Here is a 15,410-nt window from a genome sequence, read left to right as displayed (position 1 = left end):
CGTCGCGATCAGGCCGGATTCGGCTGAGCCATCAGGGTGTTGATCTGGGAGACCATCGTGCGCACCGCACTCGCCGGGGACGACGAGCCACCGAGCGCGGGATCGAGCGCCTGGCACATCCGCGTCTGGAAGTCCGAGCCGGAGCCCGCGAACCACACCGGCGGGTCGAGCACGAGCTGCTTCGCGGCGCCCGCGTACTCGGACTGCGGACGCAACTTGGCGTAGCCCGCGGACGAGACGGCCGGTGTGTACGCGGGGATATGGCCCGCCGACGCCCACGTCAGCCCGGATTTGACCAGCTCGGCCACGAACCGGTGGGTGCGCCGCCGGTGCTCCGGATCCGGGTTGTCCTGGTGCGGCAGCACCAGCGCATGGCTGTCGGACGCCCCGGCCGGACGGTCGTAGAAGGTGGGGATGGGGGAACCGCCCAGCCTGTCCTTGAGGGCCGTCTTGTAGGTGGCCATGTCCCACTCGCCCGAGAAGATCATCGGGGAGCGGCCGTTGGCGAAGGCGGCGATCGCCGTCTGGACGTCCATGGTGCGGCTGTCGCGCGCCAGGTCGGCCATGAAGCGCACCACCTCGACGGCGGTGTCCTCGTCGATCTCGGCCCGCTCGCCCGTGAGATCGAAAGTGGCGCCGGTCTGGCTGAACAGCGTCCAGAACATCCGCCAGCCCATCGCCGCGTCGTTCGCATGGCCGAAGACGGGCCCGAGCTTGCCGGTGTCCTTGCGGAGCTTGTCCATCAGCTCCAGGGCGTGCTTCGGCGATTCGAAGGGCACGAGCTGTCCGTCGCCCGTGAGCAGACCGGCCTTGTCCATGACGTCCCGGTCGAAGAAGACGACGAAGGGGTGGGTGTCCAGCGGAATGGCATATGGGGTGCCCTGGTACAGACTCCGCTTGACCAGCGTCTTGTTGAGGTCGTCCTGCTTCAGGCCGAACTCCGCCAGCAGATCCGTGTCCCAGGGGTCGAGCAGACCGCCGGGGGCGTAGCCCGCCAGCCGGGTCAGGTGCATGATCGCCACATCCGGCGAGCGGCCGCCGGCCGAGGCCATCGCGAGCTTGGTGTAGTACGGCGGGCCCCAGTCCAGCACCGTCGTCCTGACCTTGAGATCCGGGACGCGCTTCTCCACGTTCTGGGTCATCGTCTTCATCAGTTCGCCGTCGGGGCCGGTGAACAGGGTCCAGTACTGGATCTCATCGGCGCTCGCCACGCTTCCGGCGATCGAACCGCAGCCGCTGAGCGCGGACGCCGACACGGCGGCGCCCGCCCCGTACACCGCGCCTCTCAGCAGACCACGCCGTGACAGACCGCTCATCGCCCCTCCTCACCGGCCGGGCGCTCGAAGGCGGCGGGGCGCTGCTGGGCCGCGCGCACCCGCGCCACGTCGAGCTTGCTGCTCCGGTCGAAGCGGTAGACGCCGTTCTGCTCCTGGAAGACATCGGTGAGCTGGGTGTAGCAGTAGCCGAACATCAGAGGGTCGTCGAGCAGCGCCGCGGTCAACCCCGCGAAGCGCGTGTGGAACTCCTCCTCGGTCCGCGGCCGCTCCCCGTAGCCCCAGGACACCTCGCGGTCGTCACCGGCCGCGGCGGCCTCCGCCTCCTCCGGATTCCACCAGATGCCGCCGAACTCGCTGCAGAAGTAGGGCTGGCCGCGGTACGGCAGCGACCACACCGCGTCGGTGTCCCTCTTGCCGGGGTTTCCCCGGTTGTCGGGGTTGAGGAACGGCTCGTCCTTGTCCAGCCCGGCCATCTGGCGGCGGAACTCCTCGGGGTCCTGTTCATAGCTGTGCGAGTCGTACACGTCCGTCTCGGCCACGCGGTGGGAGTAGCCGGAGGCGTCCAGGACCGGACGGGAGGTGTCGGCGGCCTTCGTGGCCAGGAACATGCCCCGGGTGACATCGTCCAGGACGCTCTGCCGGTCGTGGAGCTCCTGGTGTGTCTCGTTCAGCGGGCACCAGCCCACGATCGACGGACGGGAGTAGTCCCGCTCCACGGCCTCCAGCCACTGCGCGATGAATCCGGCGGTGGGCTGCTGGTTGTCCCGGGTGGTGCGCCCGGTGCCGGCTCCCCAGTCGCCGAACTCGCCCCAGACGAGATAGCCGAGCCGGTCCGCGTGGTGCAGGAACCGCTCCTCGAACACCTTCTGGTGCAGCCGGGCCCCGTTGAACCCCGCGGCCAGCGACAGCTCGATGTCCCGGACGAGGGCGGCGTCGTCGGGCGCGGTCATCAGCCCGTCGGGGTACCAGCCCTGGTCCAGGACCAGCCGCTGGAAGAGGGGGCGCCCGTTGAGCAGCAGCCGCTTGCCGTCGATGGCCACCGACCGCAGCCCGGCGGTGCACTCGGCGCGGTCCACGGCTTCGCCGTCGGCGTCCAGCAACTCGAATCGCACCCGGTACAGATGGGGGTCCTCCGGAGACCACGGCCGGCGCCGGTCCTCGGGCAGCGCGAGCACCATACGGGGTGCCATATCGAGGTCGGCGCGCACGGTCGCCTCGGCCACCGTCTCGCCGTCCGCGTCGCTCATCCGGGCCGTGATCCGGTGACCCGGGCGGTTGGCGCTGAGCGGCAGTTCGAGGTGGAACGCCCCGGACGCGAGGTCGGGGGTGATCCGGGGCCTGCGCAGATGGACCTCGGACACCGGCTCCATCCAGACCGTCTGCCAGATGCCGGTGGTGCGGGTGTAGTGGCAGTCGCTGTTGGCGTACTCGGTGGCCTGCTTGCCGCGCGCCTGCGGGCCGTGCCGGGCGTCCCGGGCCCGTACCACGATCACCACCTCAGCCCCTTCACCGGACGGGTCCGCCACCTCGCCGAGGTCGGCCGTGAAGGAGGTGAAGCCGCCGCTGTGCCGGGCCACTTCGCGGCCGTCGGCCCAGACGGTGGCGTCGTGGTCGACGGCCCCGAAGTGCAACAGCACCCGCCGGCCGGCCCAGTCCGCCGGGATCCGGACCGTGCGCCGGTACCAGACCGCGGGGTGGAAGTCGGTGTCACCGATCCCCGACAGCTCGGACTCGGGGCAGAACGGGACCAGGATCCGACCGTCCAGCTCCTGGTGCACCAGACCGCGTTCGAGTCCGCTGTCACCGGGGTCGAAGGTGAACTGCCAGGCACCGTTGAGATTGAGCCAGTTCTCACGGACAAAGCTGGGACGGGGATATTCGGGCCGTGGAACGGCGTTCGACACGTCGGGCGAGGGGGCGTCGGTGTGAGCCATGGGGTCTCCGGGACGGGGCGGGGATTCGGCCGGGCAGGGGTATGCCATCACCCGTTTACATCGTTGTAAAGATCTCGCGCACCATCTTTTACCGCGACCTCCGCCGGCCGCCGGTGGGCGTGGCTAGATCTCGCCCTTCTTCACCTTGTACAGCTCGATGTCAGTGTTGGCGAAAAGGTGCACATAGCCGCAGTTCCAGCAGATCAACCCGGTGGCCGACTCATTGGCCCAGCCGAACTTGAACAGCTCCATGCCGGTGCTGTTGAGCTTCACCTCGCGGTCCCGGAAAAGGTCGCCCTTGCAGAACACGCATGTGATCCACACGTCCCCGATCGCCGCACGTACAGGCTTGGCCACGCTCGCTCACCTTCTCCGGCCGCCGAGCGGCCCCCGTCGCGCATCAACAAAGGTGATCAGCATAGGACGGGGGCTCGCTCGGAACGTCAGTGGCGGTAGGTGCGCACGTAGTCGAAGCGCGCCACCGCGCCCGCGGTGTTCTGCGCGACCAGACCGACTTTGAGCTTGTTCACGGTCGGCAGGGTCCAGACGCCGGTGTGTACCCAGTGCACACCGTCCGTGCTGGTGGCCGCGCGCACCTCGGTCTCGTCCCGCGCGGTGTCGGCGTGGTACGACAGCCGCATCCACAGCGTGTCCGCGGGCGGGCCACCGAACATCGGCCCGTAGGCCACCGGGGTCGGCGGTGTGGTGGTGGGACGCTCGCCCTCCTTCGCGAACTCCGTGACGTGCGTGGCCTTTCCGGCGGTGTGACTCACCGGGAGCACCGAGTGCACCAGCTTCAGATAGCGGTCGTCATCGCCGTAGAGCACCAGCCCGGCCTGCTGATTGGTCCGCCCCGGAGCGAAGCGGAGCCTGGTCTCCACGGTGTAGTCGCCCGGGGGAGCGTCGCGGGTCAGCACCGACGCCGTATTGGTGCCGAGACAGAGCTCGCCACCCTGAGTCGGCCAGGACAGGGCGCCATCGGCCATCGTGACCCCGGACGCGGGTCCGCGCACCCATGACCACGGCGAGTCCGCCGTGGTGCCGGGGACGGTGGCGGTGTCGAACTCGTCGCTGTAGGCGGGCAGCAGCGGGCCCGGCGCCCGCTCGGGGATGCGCGTGGTGACCGGTGTGTGGAGCGCCGTGGCCCCCACGTTGTCGGCGGCCGCTCCGGCGCCGCGGGCGGCGACGCCGACCTTGCCGGGGCGGACCGCCGTCGCGGGCAGTGTCCGCTCCTGGGTGGCCACCGCGTCCCGCAGCCGGTCCGCGCTCACCTCCACGGTCATCCGGGTGCCGCGGACCTCCGCGGCCACGTTGTGCCAGGTGTCCCAGGCGAAGTCCGCCGGGAGCGGGGTCGTCCGAGCGCCACGGCTTCGGCCGTCGATCCGCACGTCCGTCACCAACGCGTTGCGCGCCCTGTCCAGCCACGCCACCACGACATCGTCCGGGCCGGTGTAGCGGACCAGCAGTCCGGCCGCGCCGGTGGCCGAGCCGACCCGCAGGTCCGCCTCGGCGCGCCGGGCCGCCGGGGCGGAGCGGTCCGAGACCAGCGAGACGGGGCCGGCGGGATTTGCGCGCGGTGTGACGAAGCCCTGGGCGTCCTGCTCGTGTCCGACACTCCAGCCGTCGGTGCCGCCACCGGCACCGGCGTGCCACCCCTTCAGCGAGCCGTCGTTGAAGGTGCCGCCCGCGGCCCAGGAGGCCACCGGGGCCCGCTGCGCGCCCTGGGAGGCGTCGGCCCCGGCCCGAACGACCGGCCAGCCGTCGATCCAGTCCAGCCGGTCCATCAACATCGGCCGCTTGGACAGCTTCAGCGTGCCGCCCGCCGCCGGTTTCAGATCCGGGTCGTCGGAGGAGATGGCGTGGTAGACGAGCCAGTCCTGGCCGGACAGATCGGTCTGCAGGGCGTTGTGCCCGGGGCCGATCCATCCGTTGCCGTTCGCGGTCAGCACCACGCCGCCCTTGCTGGTCGCGGCCGTCAGCGGAACGCCCTCGTCGTCCACGAAGGGCCCGGTCGGGCTGGTCGCCCGGCCGACCTTGACCTGATAGCCGCTGTAGGCGCCGTCGCAGCATCCGGCGTCGGAGTAGAAGAGGTAGTAGTGGCCACCGCGGCGGACGACGAACCCGCCCTCCATCCGGCGGCCCTGCGCCACTTCCGCCACCGCGCCCTCGATACCGGTGCGGGCGGCGTTCATCTTCGCCACGCAGATCGTGTCGTAGCTCCCCCAGTACAGATAGGGCTGCCCGCCCTCGTCCGTGAACTGGGCCTGGTCGATGTTGCCGGTGGCGCAGCCGCTCGGCGAGGGCAGCACGGCCCCCTGGTCGGTCCAGGGTCCGGTGGGGGTGGGCGCCGTCGCCACTCCGACGGTGTTCCCCGAGGACACCGAGTAGTACAGGTTGTAGTGGCCGTTCACATAGCGGATGTCGGGGGCCCACAGCCGGGCGCCCTTGTGCCAGGCGGGTTTGGTCTCAGGGGTGAAGACCTCTCCGGCGTACTCCCAGTGCGCCATGTCGGCCGAGCGAAGGATGGGCAGCATCCGCTCACCGTCCTCGCCCTTGCTCCGGAACACCGGGTTCTGGGTGCCGTACGCGTACCACAGGCCGTCCTTGCCCCGGATCATCACCGGGTCGGGGAAGGTGTCGACCACCCCGGCCGTCAGGGGGTTGTGGTACGTCGGCGCCTCGCGGGCCGTGGTGGTGTCCTCCGCCGTCGCGCGCGCGGCGGCCGTCGCCCGGGCCGCGGGCAGCAGCCCGGCCACCAGCGCACACAGCAGCGTGGCGACGAGGGTGCCAGGACTGCGTCTCATCTACGCGGTCCCTTCCGGCTCGAAGGAGCTCAGGCTCGGGTCGTAGTCAAGGTCCCCGATGTCGAACATCGGGGTCATCCAGTGGTAGAAGTTGTCGCCGCGCTCGCGCAGCAGGTCGTACAGGCGGCGCATCAGGCGGCGGCGCACGGGAAGCAGCTCGGGGTGCTCGTAGCGGTTGGTCAGCTCATGCGGGTCGGCGTCCAGGTCGTAGAGCTCGTTGACCGACTCGGGATTGACGATGAGCTTATGGCGCTCGTCGCGGATCATCCGCTGCGGATACGGGAAGTGGTGGCCGTGGAACTCGGCGAGCAACTCGGTCGGCCACCGCGGATGCTCGCCCCGCACCAGGGGCACCAGGCTTCGGCTGTCCACGGCCGGTGAGGTGTCGCAGCCCGCGAGGTCCAGGATGGTGGCCGTGCAGTCGGTGAGGCTGATGAACTCCTCGCGGACCTGCGGGGCCGCCCCGGGGACGCGGATGATGCCGGGGATGCGATAGATGTCCTCGTACATCGCCGGGCCCTTGTCGTGCAGCCGGTGGGCGCCGGTGAACTCGCCGTGGTCGGCCGTGAAGAACACCGAGGTGTCATCGGCCAGTCCGAGCTCGTCGAGGCGGGTGAGGATGCGCCCGATCTGCTCGTCGATCAGTGTGACATAGCCCCAGTAGACCGCGATCAGCTTGCGGGTCACCTCGATCGGGATGGTGTCGAACGTCCAGTGTGCGCTGTAGTTGCGCTGCACCGGTGGCTTTCCCTCGAAGGTCTCGGCGATCGAGGCGGGCAGCTCCACCAGGCCGGGGTCGTAGGCGTCGAAGTACGCGTCGGGCAGCAGATACGGCAGATGCGGCCCGAAGAAGTGGGTGGCCAGGAAGAACGGCCGCCCGTCCGCGGCGTAGCGTTCCAGCTGCTCGATGGCCCGGGTGGCCAGATAGTGCTCGAAAGTGGCCTCCACCGGCTGGTGCAGCCGCGCCGCCAGCAGATTGCCCGGATTGCCGTTGGGCGTGGTGCCGCGGATCGGATCGGATATCCGGTACGGCGGCAGGCCCCGTTCCTTCAGATACGCCGCGTAGTCCGGATGGTCCACGGGGTTGTGCCAGCCGGGCAGATCGGGCCCGTCGAAGCCGTACGAGGCGGCGTTGCGGTGGGTGCCCACATGCCACTTGCCGACCAGGCCGAGCTGGTAGTCGCGCTCGGCCAGGGCGGTGGGGAAGGTGAACGCGTCCTCGCGCAGATCCTCCAGATAGCCGACGTTGCGTTCGTAGTTGGCCAGCAGCCGGTGGCGGAACGGCGCCTGGCCGGTGAGCAGACTGGCTCGGGCCGGGGTGCAGATGGCGGTGGGGGTGTAGAAGCGGTCGAAGCGGGTGCCGGTCGCCGCCAGCCGGTCCAGGTTCGGCGTGGCCACATGCGGATTGCCGTAACAGCCGAGGGTGTCGACGCGATGCTGATCGGTCATCAGAAAGAGCAGGTTCATCGGGCGGCCGCCTTCGTGTAGAGGTCACCGGCGTAGAACGAGGACGGGGCGGGCGACTTCTGCAGCTGCCCGGTCCGGACGAAGAACCGGCTCATGCCGTCCAGCCACTTGTCGACGGTGCCGTCCTTGGTTCTGGCGACGAGCTCGGCGGTCGTCATCGTCTTCACATGCTCCGCGTCCGCCGCCACCTTCGCCTCGTCGGCCCTGAGCAGCTTCGCCGCCAGCGCGATGGACTCCTTGGCATGCGCGGACCGCCAGTCGTTGGCCTCCTGCAGCACCTGGACGACCTTCCGGTCGCGCTCCGGCTTCCCCTTGGCGCCGGAGACGAAGGCGGTGGGGAAGGTGGAGCCGGGGATGTCCTCGGTGCTCGCCACTTCCTTCATCCCCGGCACCTTCTCCTTGATGGTGTCGATGAGGGGGTACCAGATCCCGGCGCCGTCGATCTGCCCGGAGGCGAACGCGGAGACGACGGTGGGCGCGTCCATCACCACCTTCGAGATGTCCTTCATGGTCATCCCGGCCTGCTGGAGCGCGAGATTGAGCGCCATCTCACCGGATGTGCCCTCGGGAACGCCGACCTTCTTTCCCCTCAGATCCCGGATCGAGGCGATACCGGGCCGGGCGATGACCCGGTCGGCGTAGGTGAGCGTATTGACGGCCACGATGGTGGCCTTGCCGGAGGCGGGCAGCCACAGGGCGCCCGGCCCGATATAGCCGTAGTCCAGATTCCCGGTGCGCAGGGCCTGGATCTGGACCGGACCGTTGACGAACACCTTGGGCTCGGCGGTCAGACCGTGCTTCTTCCACAGGCCGCGGTCCTCGGCGATGGCCAGCAGGCTCGCGCCGTTGTAGTCGGCGATATAGCCGAACCTGACCACGGAACCGCCGCCGCCGGAGGACGAACACGCGGCCACCGACAGTGCCGCACCGGTCGCGGAGAGTGTGCGTATGAAGTCGCGTCGGCTCATCCTCATCTCGGGTGAGTCCCTTCGGAAGTGGGGTGGGGAGGGGTGTGGAGGGGGGTGGAGGGGCGTGGAGGGAGGAGGCAGGTCAGGCGGCGGAGTCGGCCGGCGACTGGTGGTAGACCTGGGTCCAGACGTCGTTGCGGATCCTGGCGAACTCCGCGGACAGCCGTATCTCCTCGGTCCGCGGATAGGGCAGGTCCACGTCGACGATCCGGTGGACGCGGCCCGGCCGGGCGGCCATCACCACCACCCGCCCGGCCAGATACACCGCCTCGTCGACGTCATGCGTGATGAACAGGACGGTGCGCCGCTCCTTGGTCCAGGTGTCCAGCAGCTGGTCCTGCAACTGCACCCGGGTCAGCGCGTCCAGTGCCCCGAACGGCTCGTCCATCAGCAGGACTTCGGGGTCCACGGCGTAGGCCCGGGCGATGGCGCAGCGTTGTTTCATCCCTCCGGAGAGGGTCTTGGGCAGGGCGTCCGCGAAGTCGGCGAGCCCGACCAGCTCGATGGCGTGTTCGGCGCGCCGCCTGCGCTCCGCGGCGGGGACGTGGGCCAGCTTCAGCCCGAACTCGACATTGCCGCGCACCGTCAGCCACGGGAACAGTGCGTACTGCTGGAAGATCACCCCACGGTCCGGCCCCGGCCCGGAGACGGGAGCACCGTCCACCGTGACCGTGCCGGAGGTGGGTTCCACCAGTCCGGCCACCATGCTCAGCAAGGTGGACTTGCCGCACCCGGACGGCCCGACCACCGCGACGAACTCCCGGTCCCCGATGTCCAGTGAGACCTGGCCGAGCGCGGTGAACGTGGTGTTCTTCATCGGGTAGGTCTTGGCCACGTCCCGGAAAGAGATCTTGGGGCTCATCGGCGCTCCTGCCACGCGGTGAGACGGCGGTCGGCCACCAGCAGCAACCGGTCCATGACCAGGCCGATGACGCCGATGCTGATCAGGCCCACGAAGATCGTGGGAACGTCGTAGTAGGTCTGGGCGTGGACCATCTCGAAGCCCAGTCCCTTCTGGGCGCCGATCATCTCGGCCGCCACCACGGTGGCCCAGGCCGCGCCGAGCCCGATGCGCATGCCGACCAGGATGAACGGCGTGGACGCCGGGATGACCACCTTGAGGAAGACGGTCCGGTCCGAGGCGCCGAGCACCCGCGCCGCGTCGATCAGCGTCCGGTCCACGCCGGTCACCCCCTGGAAGGCGGCCACCACACAGGACATGAACGCGGCCAGGAAGATGACGAAGATCTTCGGGGTCTCGCCGATGCCCATCAGGACGATCACCAGGGGGATCAGCGCCAGCGGCGGGATCGTACGGAAGAACTGGACGTATGGCTCCAACAGGCCCCGGGCGACCGGGTACCAGCCCATCAGAAAGCCGACGGGCACGGCGACCAGGGTGCCGAGCGCGAACCCGAGGAGCACCCGCTGCAGGCTGGCCAGCGCGTCCTGGGTGAGGGTTCCGTCGGCGAGCAGTTCACGCGCCCTGGAGCTGACCGAGAGCGGTCCGGGGATGTCCGCGAGCCCCGCGGCGGCGGTCAGGGCCCAGATGGTGACGCCCAGGACGAGGGCGATCAGATTGAACACGAGGGGGTGGACGGTGCGTCGTGCGCCGCGTGGCGCTTCCGGTGTCGTGGGGGTCTTCTCGGGCGCGGTGACCACTGTCATGGACGCCTCGCGGGGTTCATGGGTCCTCCTCTTCAGCCCGGGCGGGCCGTTCAGCCCGGGCGGGCCGTTCAGCCCGGGCGGGCCGGGTAATGGCTGAGCAGGGGGGATTCATGCAGGACAAGGGCGATGGCGCCCAGGGCGCCACCGGCCTCGCCGAGCGTCGCCGGCCTCAGGTCCACACGGTCCCGTGAGATCGGCATGATGTGTGCGCGCAGCGCCCGTTCGACCGGCTCGAAGAGCGGTGGGCCGGCCGCGGCGAGTTCGCCACCGAGCACGATCACCCCGGGGCCGACCGCGTTGCACACCGCCGCCAGCACGGTGCCGATGTGGACGGCGGCCGCCTCCAGCGTGCGCAGCGCCACCGGATCGCCGGCCGCCAGCGCCCCGAGGAGCGCGGCCAGGCCGTCCGCGTGTCCGCCCGCGCGGCGGTAGGCGGCGAGCATGGCGCCCACCGAGGCCACCGTCTCCAGGCAGCCGGTGGCGCCGCACGAACATCGCCCGTCGCCCGACTCGACCGCGATGTGGCCGAACTCGCCGGACAGGCCGTACGCCCCCCGGTGCAGGGAGCCGCCCACGACCAGCCCGCCGCCCACACCGTGGGACAGCCGCAGATACAGCACGTCCTGACCGCCCGCCGCCGCGCCCCAGGTCGCCTCGGCGAGCGCGGCGAGCCGGGTGTTGTTGTCCACCAGCACCGGTGCCTCGAAACGCTTGCGCAGCAGGGCGGTCAGATCGGCGGAGGGGCATGGGTCCGGCGGCCCGGAGTCGGGATCTCCGACCGGGCCGACCACACCCACCCCGATGGCGTTCAGCGCGCCCAGCCGCAGGGCGCCGTCGGCGAGCGTGCCGACCAGCCGCTCGGCCAGGGTGATCCGCTCCTCCCAGGGCAGTCCCGGGTCGTGCGGTTCGCTGGCCGACCCGATCACCTCGTGTGCGACGTTGACCGCGGAGACATGCACCGCCCGGCGGGCGAAGTCGATACCGATGGCCTGGCCCGCGCTGGGGTTGAGCGTCAGCGCCTCCACCGGCCGTCCCCGCCGGCGCGGGGCCGCTTCCGGCGCCGTGGCGACCACGGCGCCGCTCTCGATCAGCTCGGTGACGATATCGCTGAGGGTGGTCCGGGAGAGGCCGCTGTGCTGTCCCAGTTCGGCCCGGCTGAGCGGGCCGTGTTTGCGCAACAGCTCCAGTACCAAGTCTTCGTGGCCCCGCCGCAGCCGGGCCAGCGGGCCGTCCTGATGGGGGTGCATGCCGAACAGCATGGGCACGCCAGGCTATTTCGTCAACATCCCGGAATAAAAGAAGCTCAGGTGTCGCGACGGTACGGAAGCCGAGGCTGCCGGTGGAGCTGTCGGGGGGGGTGTCGGAGGTGCGGGCGGCCACGCGGTAGCGGTTGCGGTACGACTGGTGGCACAGATAGGAGCCGCCGCGCATCCCCTTGGCGTACCGGTGGCCGGGCCGCCGGGATCGGCGCGCCGCCGGTCGGCGTGGTCGGTGGCCCACCAGTCGGCGGCCGGCCCTTCCGGCGCCCGCCACGAGGCCCCCTCGACCCCGCACCACCACGGCGTCCCCTCGGGGCGCGGCGCCGCGGGCAGGGACCCGGCGAACGCATACGACCAGCCGAACCGTTCGGCCTCGGTGACATGTCCGGTCTCCCGTACGAAGCGGGCGAACCGCTCATTGGTCACCGCGTGCACATCGATGCGGAACGCGGCCACGGCCACTTCACGGACCGGCCCCTCGCCATCGGCGGGGAAGCCGTCCGCGTCCTCGGCGCCCATCAGGAACGTCCCGCCCGGCAGTAGCGCCATGTCCGTCTCGTGGCTGCCGGTGTGTGCCGTGGCCGCAGGGGCGGGGGCGGTCGCACCGCCGCGCGACGGCGTACAGCGGCGTGCCTGGACGCGGTCCACGCGAAACTCCTGCGAGGCGGTGGCGGGCGCGCCGCCCTGCGGGAACGCTGCCCGCGGTCCGCGCCGGGTATTTCACCGGAAACCGTTCGCGGACCCGCCACGTCCCGCGCCCACCGCCCACCGCTTCCTGGGTGCCACCCCACGTCACCTGCTATAGCTGTTGGCTGACTCTTCATCACGACGACATCTCCCGCCGCGGCTCGAGGAATGCGATCATGCTGACCTGAGCATGCCAACCACCCCCCCCTCGTGGTGCCACGCCGCGGTCGTTCAGGAGGACGCAGTGAAGAAGAGTTCGCGGATCCGTAGGGGATCCGCCATCCTCGGCAGCGCCATCGCGCTCGTCGTAGCCTTTCCGGGCAGTGCGCTCGCGGACCCGCCCACGGCTCTGCCCGCCAACGCGGACGGCACGGAGCAGACGTTCCAGCCGGCGTTCGACTACGACACCGACGGTTGCTACCCCACCCCCGCCATCGGGCCCGACGGGACGATCGCGGGCGGGCTCAACCCGAGCGGTGCCCTCAACGGCCAGTGCCGCGACTCCTGGGACCTCGACAACACCAACGGATACTCCCGCTCCAAGTGCAACAACGGGTGGTGCGCGATCATCTACGGCCTGTACTTCGAGAAGGACCAGGCCGTGGCCGGCAGTGGTCTCGGCGGACACCGCCACGACTGGGAGCACGTCGTGGTGTGGGTGCAGGACAACGAGGCCAAGTACGTCGCCACCTCGGCCCACGGCAACTTCAACATCTACAACCGGGACCAGATCCGCTGGGACGGGACCCACCCCAAGGTCGTGTACCACAAGGACGGTGTGAGCACCCACTGCTTCCGCCCGGCGAACTCCAACGACGAGCCGCCGGAGAACCACCACCAGACCTGGCAGTACCCCGCGCTGGTCGGCTGGAACGGCTACCCCGCCGGGCTGCGCGACAAGCTGAGCCAGGCCGACTTCGGCAGCGCCACCCTGGGCCTCAAGGACAGCACCTTCGCCTCGCACCTCGCGAAGGCCAAGCCGTCCGAGATCCCCTTCGACCCCAACGCGTGAGCGGCACCGCCCCGGGAGGCGACGTGGCGTCACGGCCCGCGCTTCCCGGGCCGGTTCGCACCGGGCCGGGTCAGCTCCGGGAAGGCCCGATCGGCGGCGGTTCGACCTCGAGATAGCGATGGCGGCGCGCCCCCCGGTACTCCAGCGCCTCCCAGCCCAGCCGTCGCAGCACGGCCGCACAGTTGCGCAGCGCGTCCTCCGCCGCGTACCCGGCGCCGCTTCCCGGCGGCCCCAGCCACTCGACCCGCACCACCCCCGTCCCCTCCGCCGCGCCGAGGCGGTATCCGGTCGCCGTGCGGCGGCCCTCCGCGTCGGTGGCCGACGGCGGAACACCGGCGGCCTCGAGAGCGAGGGCCACGGCCCGCACCGGCTGCCGCCGCTCCCACTCGGCGGGCACACCTTCGGGGTCGGCGGCGTCGGCGTTCATCAGCCGGCGGATCTGCAGCAGCCCCTCGAACGCGGTCTGCACCGCGGCCCGGCGGCCCCGGTCGTCGCCCTCGGGGACCCCCGCGGCGCCGGTGGCCACCTCGAACTCCGCCATCCCCTGCCCCCTTCGGACGTGGTGGCACCAGGCCCGGCGGCGGTGTTCAGCGCCGCCGCAGACCGTCGGCCTCGACCACGGCATCGGCGAAGGCTTCGGGAGCCTCCTGGGGCACATTGTGGCCGATGCCCTTCAGCGTCCGGTGGGCATACGGACCCGAGAACTTGTCCCGATAGGAGGCACCGCCCCCGGCGGGGGTGAAGGGATCGCGCCCGCCGTCCAGCGTGACCGTGGGCACGTCGATGACGGGACCCTTGGCGAGGCGCCGCTCCAAACCGTCGTACCGGGGATCACCCGCCGCGAGCCCCAGCCGCCAGCGATAGTTGTGGATCACGATGCGGACGTAGTCCGGATTCCGGAAGGCGGCGGCGGTGCGCGCGAAGGTGGCCTGGTCGAAGCGCCATGTCGGCGAGTTGAACCGCCAGACGAGCCGGGCCAGTTGACGCCGGTATTCCGGGTTCTCCAGCCCGAGCACGCCCCGCCGCGTGGCGAAGTAGTACTGATACCACCAGGCCCATTCGACCTTCGGCGGCTGCGGCTGCTTGTTCTTCTCCCGGTTGGTGATCAGATAGCCGGTCACCGAGACCAGGGCCTTGCAGCGGTTGGGCCACAGCGCCGCGACGATGTCGGCCGTCCGCGAGCCCCAGTCGTATCCGGCGAGGATCGCCCGCTCGATCCCGAGGGCGTCCATCAGGGCGAGCAGGTCGAGGGCGAACACCGACTGCTGCCCGTCGCGGAACGTCCGGGATGACCGAAAGCGCGTCGTCCCATAGCCGCGCAGATACGGGACCACCACCCGATAGCCCTCGGCGGCCAGCAAGGGCGCCACATCGACATAGCTGTGGATGTCATAGGGCCAGCCGTGCAGCAGGACGACGGCGGGGCCATGCGCCGGACCGGCCTCGGCGTAGCCGACGTTCAGCTCCCCGGCCTTGATCTGCCGCAGGGCGGCGAAGGACGTGTGCGGCGCGTCGGCGACGAAGTCGGCTCCGTTGACGGCCTCCGCCGAGCCGGTGGCCCGGATGGCGAACGGCGCCCCGACCGCACTCGCGCCCACGATCTTCCCGAAGCTGCGCCTGTTGAACATCCGCACCCTCCACCAGTGCGACCACTCCCGGGCCCTGGCATCCACCATGGCGCACCGGTGCGACCCTCGCACGCCGTACGTCACCTGCCGGAGAGGTGACGCATGCGGGTGAGGGGGAGGGGCGCGCCTTACTCGGCGAGCTCCTGCTCGTCGATGGACCCCCGCTCCTCGGCGAGCTCCCGCTCCGAGGTCACCGCGATCCGGCGTCTGATCACCGCGGCCGCCGTGAGCGCGCTCATGGTGAACGCCGTCGCGATCAGCCACGGCTGGTCCAGTGCATGGCGGGTGAGGTGATCGAGCGAGTAGCGGCCGGGCCCCGCGATCCCGAGTGCCGCCGCCGAACATCCCAGCAGGGCGGGGAACTCGTAGCCACCGGACTGGGCGAAGAAGCCGGCCGGCGCGTTCACCGACACCGCGCCCGCCATCGTCCCCGCGGCCGCCGCCCCGGCCACGGGCGTGGCGAAGCCGAGCGCGAGCAGCAGCCCGCCGCCCGCCTCGCCCAGCCCGGCTGCCAAGGCATTGACCCGCCCCGGACGGAAGCCCATCGCCTCCATGGCCTGGCTGGTACCGTCCAGGCCATCGCCGCCGCACCAGCCGAAGAGCTTCTGCGCGCCGTGCGCGGCCAGGACCCCGCCCACACCGAGGCGCAGTGCCAGCAGTCCGAGATCCTTGCGGTGGTGCATGGGGTCTCCTCCGCTCCCGTACG

Annotated in this window: 13 protein-coding genes and 1 pseudogene; 1 reads left to right on the top strand and 13 read right to left on the bottom strand. The window is 70.8% G+C overall.

Features of this window, described 5'->3' with window-relative positions; translation table 11 throughout:
• Positions 1-8: 8 nt before the first annotated feature.
• From AS97_RS03950 to AS97_RS03905, 10 genes and pseudogenes are all read right to left on the bottom strand, one after another.
• Positions 9-1,316 carry an extracellular solute-binding protein gene (locus AS97_RS03950; RefSeq protein WP_059142616.1) on the bottom strand — a complete coding sequence of 436 codons (1,308 nt, stop codon included), beginning with the start codon at positions 1,314-1,316 and terminating at the stop codon, positions 9-11.
• Positions 1,313-3,211, bottom strand: a complete 1,899-nt coding sequence (locus AS97_RS03945; protein ID WP_210564344.1) for a sugar-binding domain-containing protein — start codon at positions 3,209-3,211, stop codon at positions 1,313-1,315. Before AS97_RS03945 ends, AS97_RS03950 begins: the two co-directional genes overlap by 4 nt.
• A gap of 123 nt (positions 3,212-3,334) precedes the next feature.
• Positions 3,335-3,568: a hypothetical protein gene (locus tag AS97_RS03940; protein WP_043236480.1), complete on the bottom strand. Its 234-nt coding sequence runs from the start codon at positions 3,566-3,568 to the stop codon at positions 3,335-3,337.
• Between the two features lie 86 nt (positions 3,569-3,654).
• Positions 3,655-6,015: a family 43 glycosylhydrolase gene (locus AS97_RS03935; RefSeq protein ID WP_210564343.1), complete on the bottom strand. Its 2,361-nt coding sequence runs from the start codon at positions 6,013-6,015 to the stop codon at positions 3,655-3,657.
• On the bottom strand, positions 6,016-7,482 hold the full coding sequence (locus AS97_RS03930) for a sulfatase-like hydrolase/transferase (protein WP_210564342.1): 1,467 nt from the start codon (positions 7,480-7,482) through the stop codon (positions 6,016-6,018).
• A complete protein-coding gene (locus AS97_RS03925) occupies positions 7,479-8,456 on the bottom strand; it encodes an aliphatic sulfonate ABC transporter substrate-binding protein (protein ID WP_086706007.1) in 978 nt (325 codons plus the stop codon). Before AS97_RS03925 ends, AS97_RS03930 begins: the two co-directional genes overlap by 4 nt.
• A gap of 76 nt (positions 8,457-8,532) precedes the next feature.
• Positions 8,533-9,312 carry an ABC transporter ATP-binding protein gene (locus AS97_RS03920; protein ID WP_125761773.1) on the bottom strand — a complete coding sequence of 260 codons (780 nt, stop codon included), beginning with the start codon at positions 9,310-9,312 and terminating at the stop codon, positions 8,533-8,535.
• Positions 9,309-10,118 carry an ABC transporter permease gene (locus tag AS97_RS03915; RefSeq protein WP_210564341.1) on the bottom strand — a complete coding sequence of 270 codons (810 nt, stop codon included), beginning with the start codon at positions 10,116-10,118 and terminating at the stop codon, positions 9,309-9,311. Before AS97_RS03915 ends, AS97_RS03920 begins: the two co-directional genes overlap by 4 nt.
• 68 nt (positions 10,119-10,186) lie before the next feature.
• Complete coding sequence (locus AS97_RS03910) at positions 10,187-11,377, bottom strand: ROK family transcriptional regulator (protein ID WP_059142623.1); 1,191 nt, start codon at positions 11,375-11,377, stop codon at positions 10,187-10,189.
• A gap of 61 nt (positions 11,378-11,438) precedes the next feature.
• A pseudogene (locus tag AS97_RS03905) lies at positions 11,439-11,926 on the bottom strand (SUMF1/EgtB/PvdO family nonheme iron enzyme); the annotation flags it as partial.
• Positions 11,927-12,308: 382 nt separating this feature from the next.
• Between AS97_RS03905 and AS97_RS03900 the strand changes: the two are divergent.
• Positions 12,309-13,076 (top strand): NPP1 family protein, encoded by a 768-nt coding sequence (locus AS97_RS03900; protein ID WP_059142625.1) that lies wholly within the window; start codon positions 12,309-12,311, stop codon positions 13,074-13,076.
• A gap of 70 nt (positions 13,077-13,146) precedes the next feature.
• Here the strand turns inward: AS97_RS03900 and AS97_RS03895 are convergent, their stop codons facing one another.
• From AS97_RS03895 to AS97_RS03885, 3 genes are all read right to left on the bottom strand, one after another.
• Positions 13,147-13,617 carry a hypothetical protein gene (locus AS97_RS03895; protein ID WP_210564340.1) on the bottom strand — a complete coding sequence of 157 codons (471 nt, stop codon included), beginning with the start codon at positions 13,615-13,617 and terminating at the stop codon, positions 13,147-13,149.
• A gap of 46 nt (positions 13,618-13,663) precedes the next feature.
• On the bottom strand, positions 13,664-14,704 hold the full coding sequence (locus tag AS97_RS03890; protein ID WP_210564339.1) for an alpha/beta hydrolase: 1,041 nt from the start codon (positions 14,702-14,704) through the stop codon (positions 13,664-13,666).
• 128 nt (positions 14,705-14,832) lie between these two features.
• Entirely contained in the window at positions 14,833-15,387 is a 555-nt protein-coding gene (locus AS97_RS03885) for a DoxX family membrane protein (RefSeq protein WP_059142628.1), read from the bottom strand.
• Positions 15,388-15,410 lie beyond the last annotated feature (23 nt).

This window comes from Streptomyces sp. AgN23, assembly GCF_001598115.1.
GTDB lineage: Bacteria > Actinomycetota > Actinomycetes > Streptomycetales > Streptomycetaceae > Streptomyces > Streptomyces antimycoticus.
This window is presented reverse-complemented; position numbering and strand designations above follow the sequence as displayed.

Excerpts from the sequence above, each read along its gene's own strand:
- AS97_RS03950 (WP_059142616.1), bottom strand. The coding sequence starts at position 1,316 with ATGAGCGGTCTGTCACGGCGTGGTCTGCTGAGAGGCGCGGTGTACGGG.
- AS97_RS03945 (WP_210564344.1), bottom strand. The coding sequence starts at position 3,211 with ATGGCTCACACCGACGCCCCCTCGCCCGACGTGTCGAACGCCGTTCCA.
- AS97_RS03935 (WP_210564343.1), bottom strand. The coding sequence starts at position 6,015 with ATGAGACGCAGTCCTGGCACCCTCGTCGCCACGCTGCTGTGTGCGCTG.
- AS97_RS03930 (WP_210564342.1), bottom strand. The coding sequence starts at position 7,482 with ATGAACCTGCTCTTTCTGATGACCGATCAGCATCGCGTCGACACCCTC.
- AS97_RS03925 (WP_086706007.1), bottom strand. The coding sequence starts at position 8,456 with ATGAGGATGAGCCGACGCGACTTCATACGCACACTCTCCGCGACCGGT.
- AS97_RS03920 (WP_125761773.1), bottom strand. The coding sequence starts at position 9,312 with ATGAGCCCCAAGATCTCTTTCCGGGACGTGGCCAAGACCTACCCGATG.
- AS97_RS03915 (WP_210564341.1), bottom strand. The coding sequence starts at position 10,118 with ATGACAGTGGTCACCGCGCCCGAGAAGACCCCCACGACACCGGAAGCG.
- AS97_RS03910 (WP_059142623.1), bottom strand. The coding sequence starts at position 11,377 with ATGCTGTTCGGCATGCACCCCCATCAGGACGGCCCGCTGGCCCGGCTG.
- AS97_RS03895 (WP_210564340.1), bottom strand. The coding sequence starts at position 13,617 with ATGGCGGAGTTCGAGGTGGCCACCGGCGCCGCGGGGGTCCCCGAGGGC.
- AS97_RS03890 (WP_210564339.1), bottom strand. The coding sequence starts at position 14,704 with ATGTTCAACAGGCGCAGCTTCGGGAAGATCGTGGGCGCGAGTGCGGTC.
- AS97_RS03885 (WP_059142628.1), bottom strand. The coding sequence starts at position 15,387 with ATGCACCACCGCAAGGATCTCGGACTGCTGGCACTGCGCCTCGGTGTG.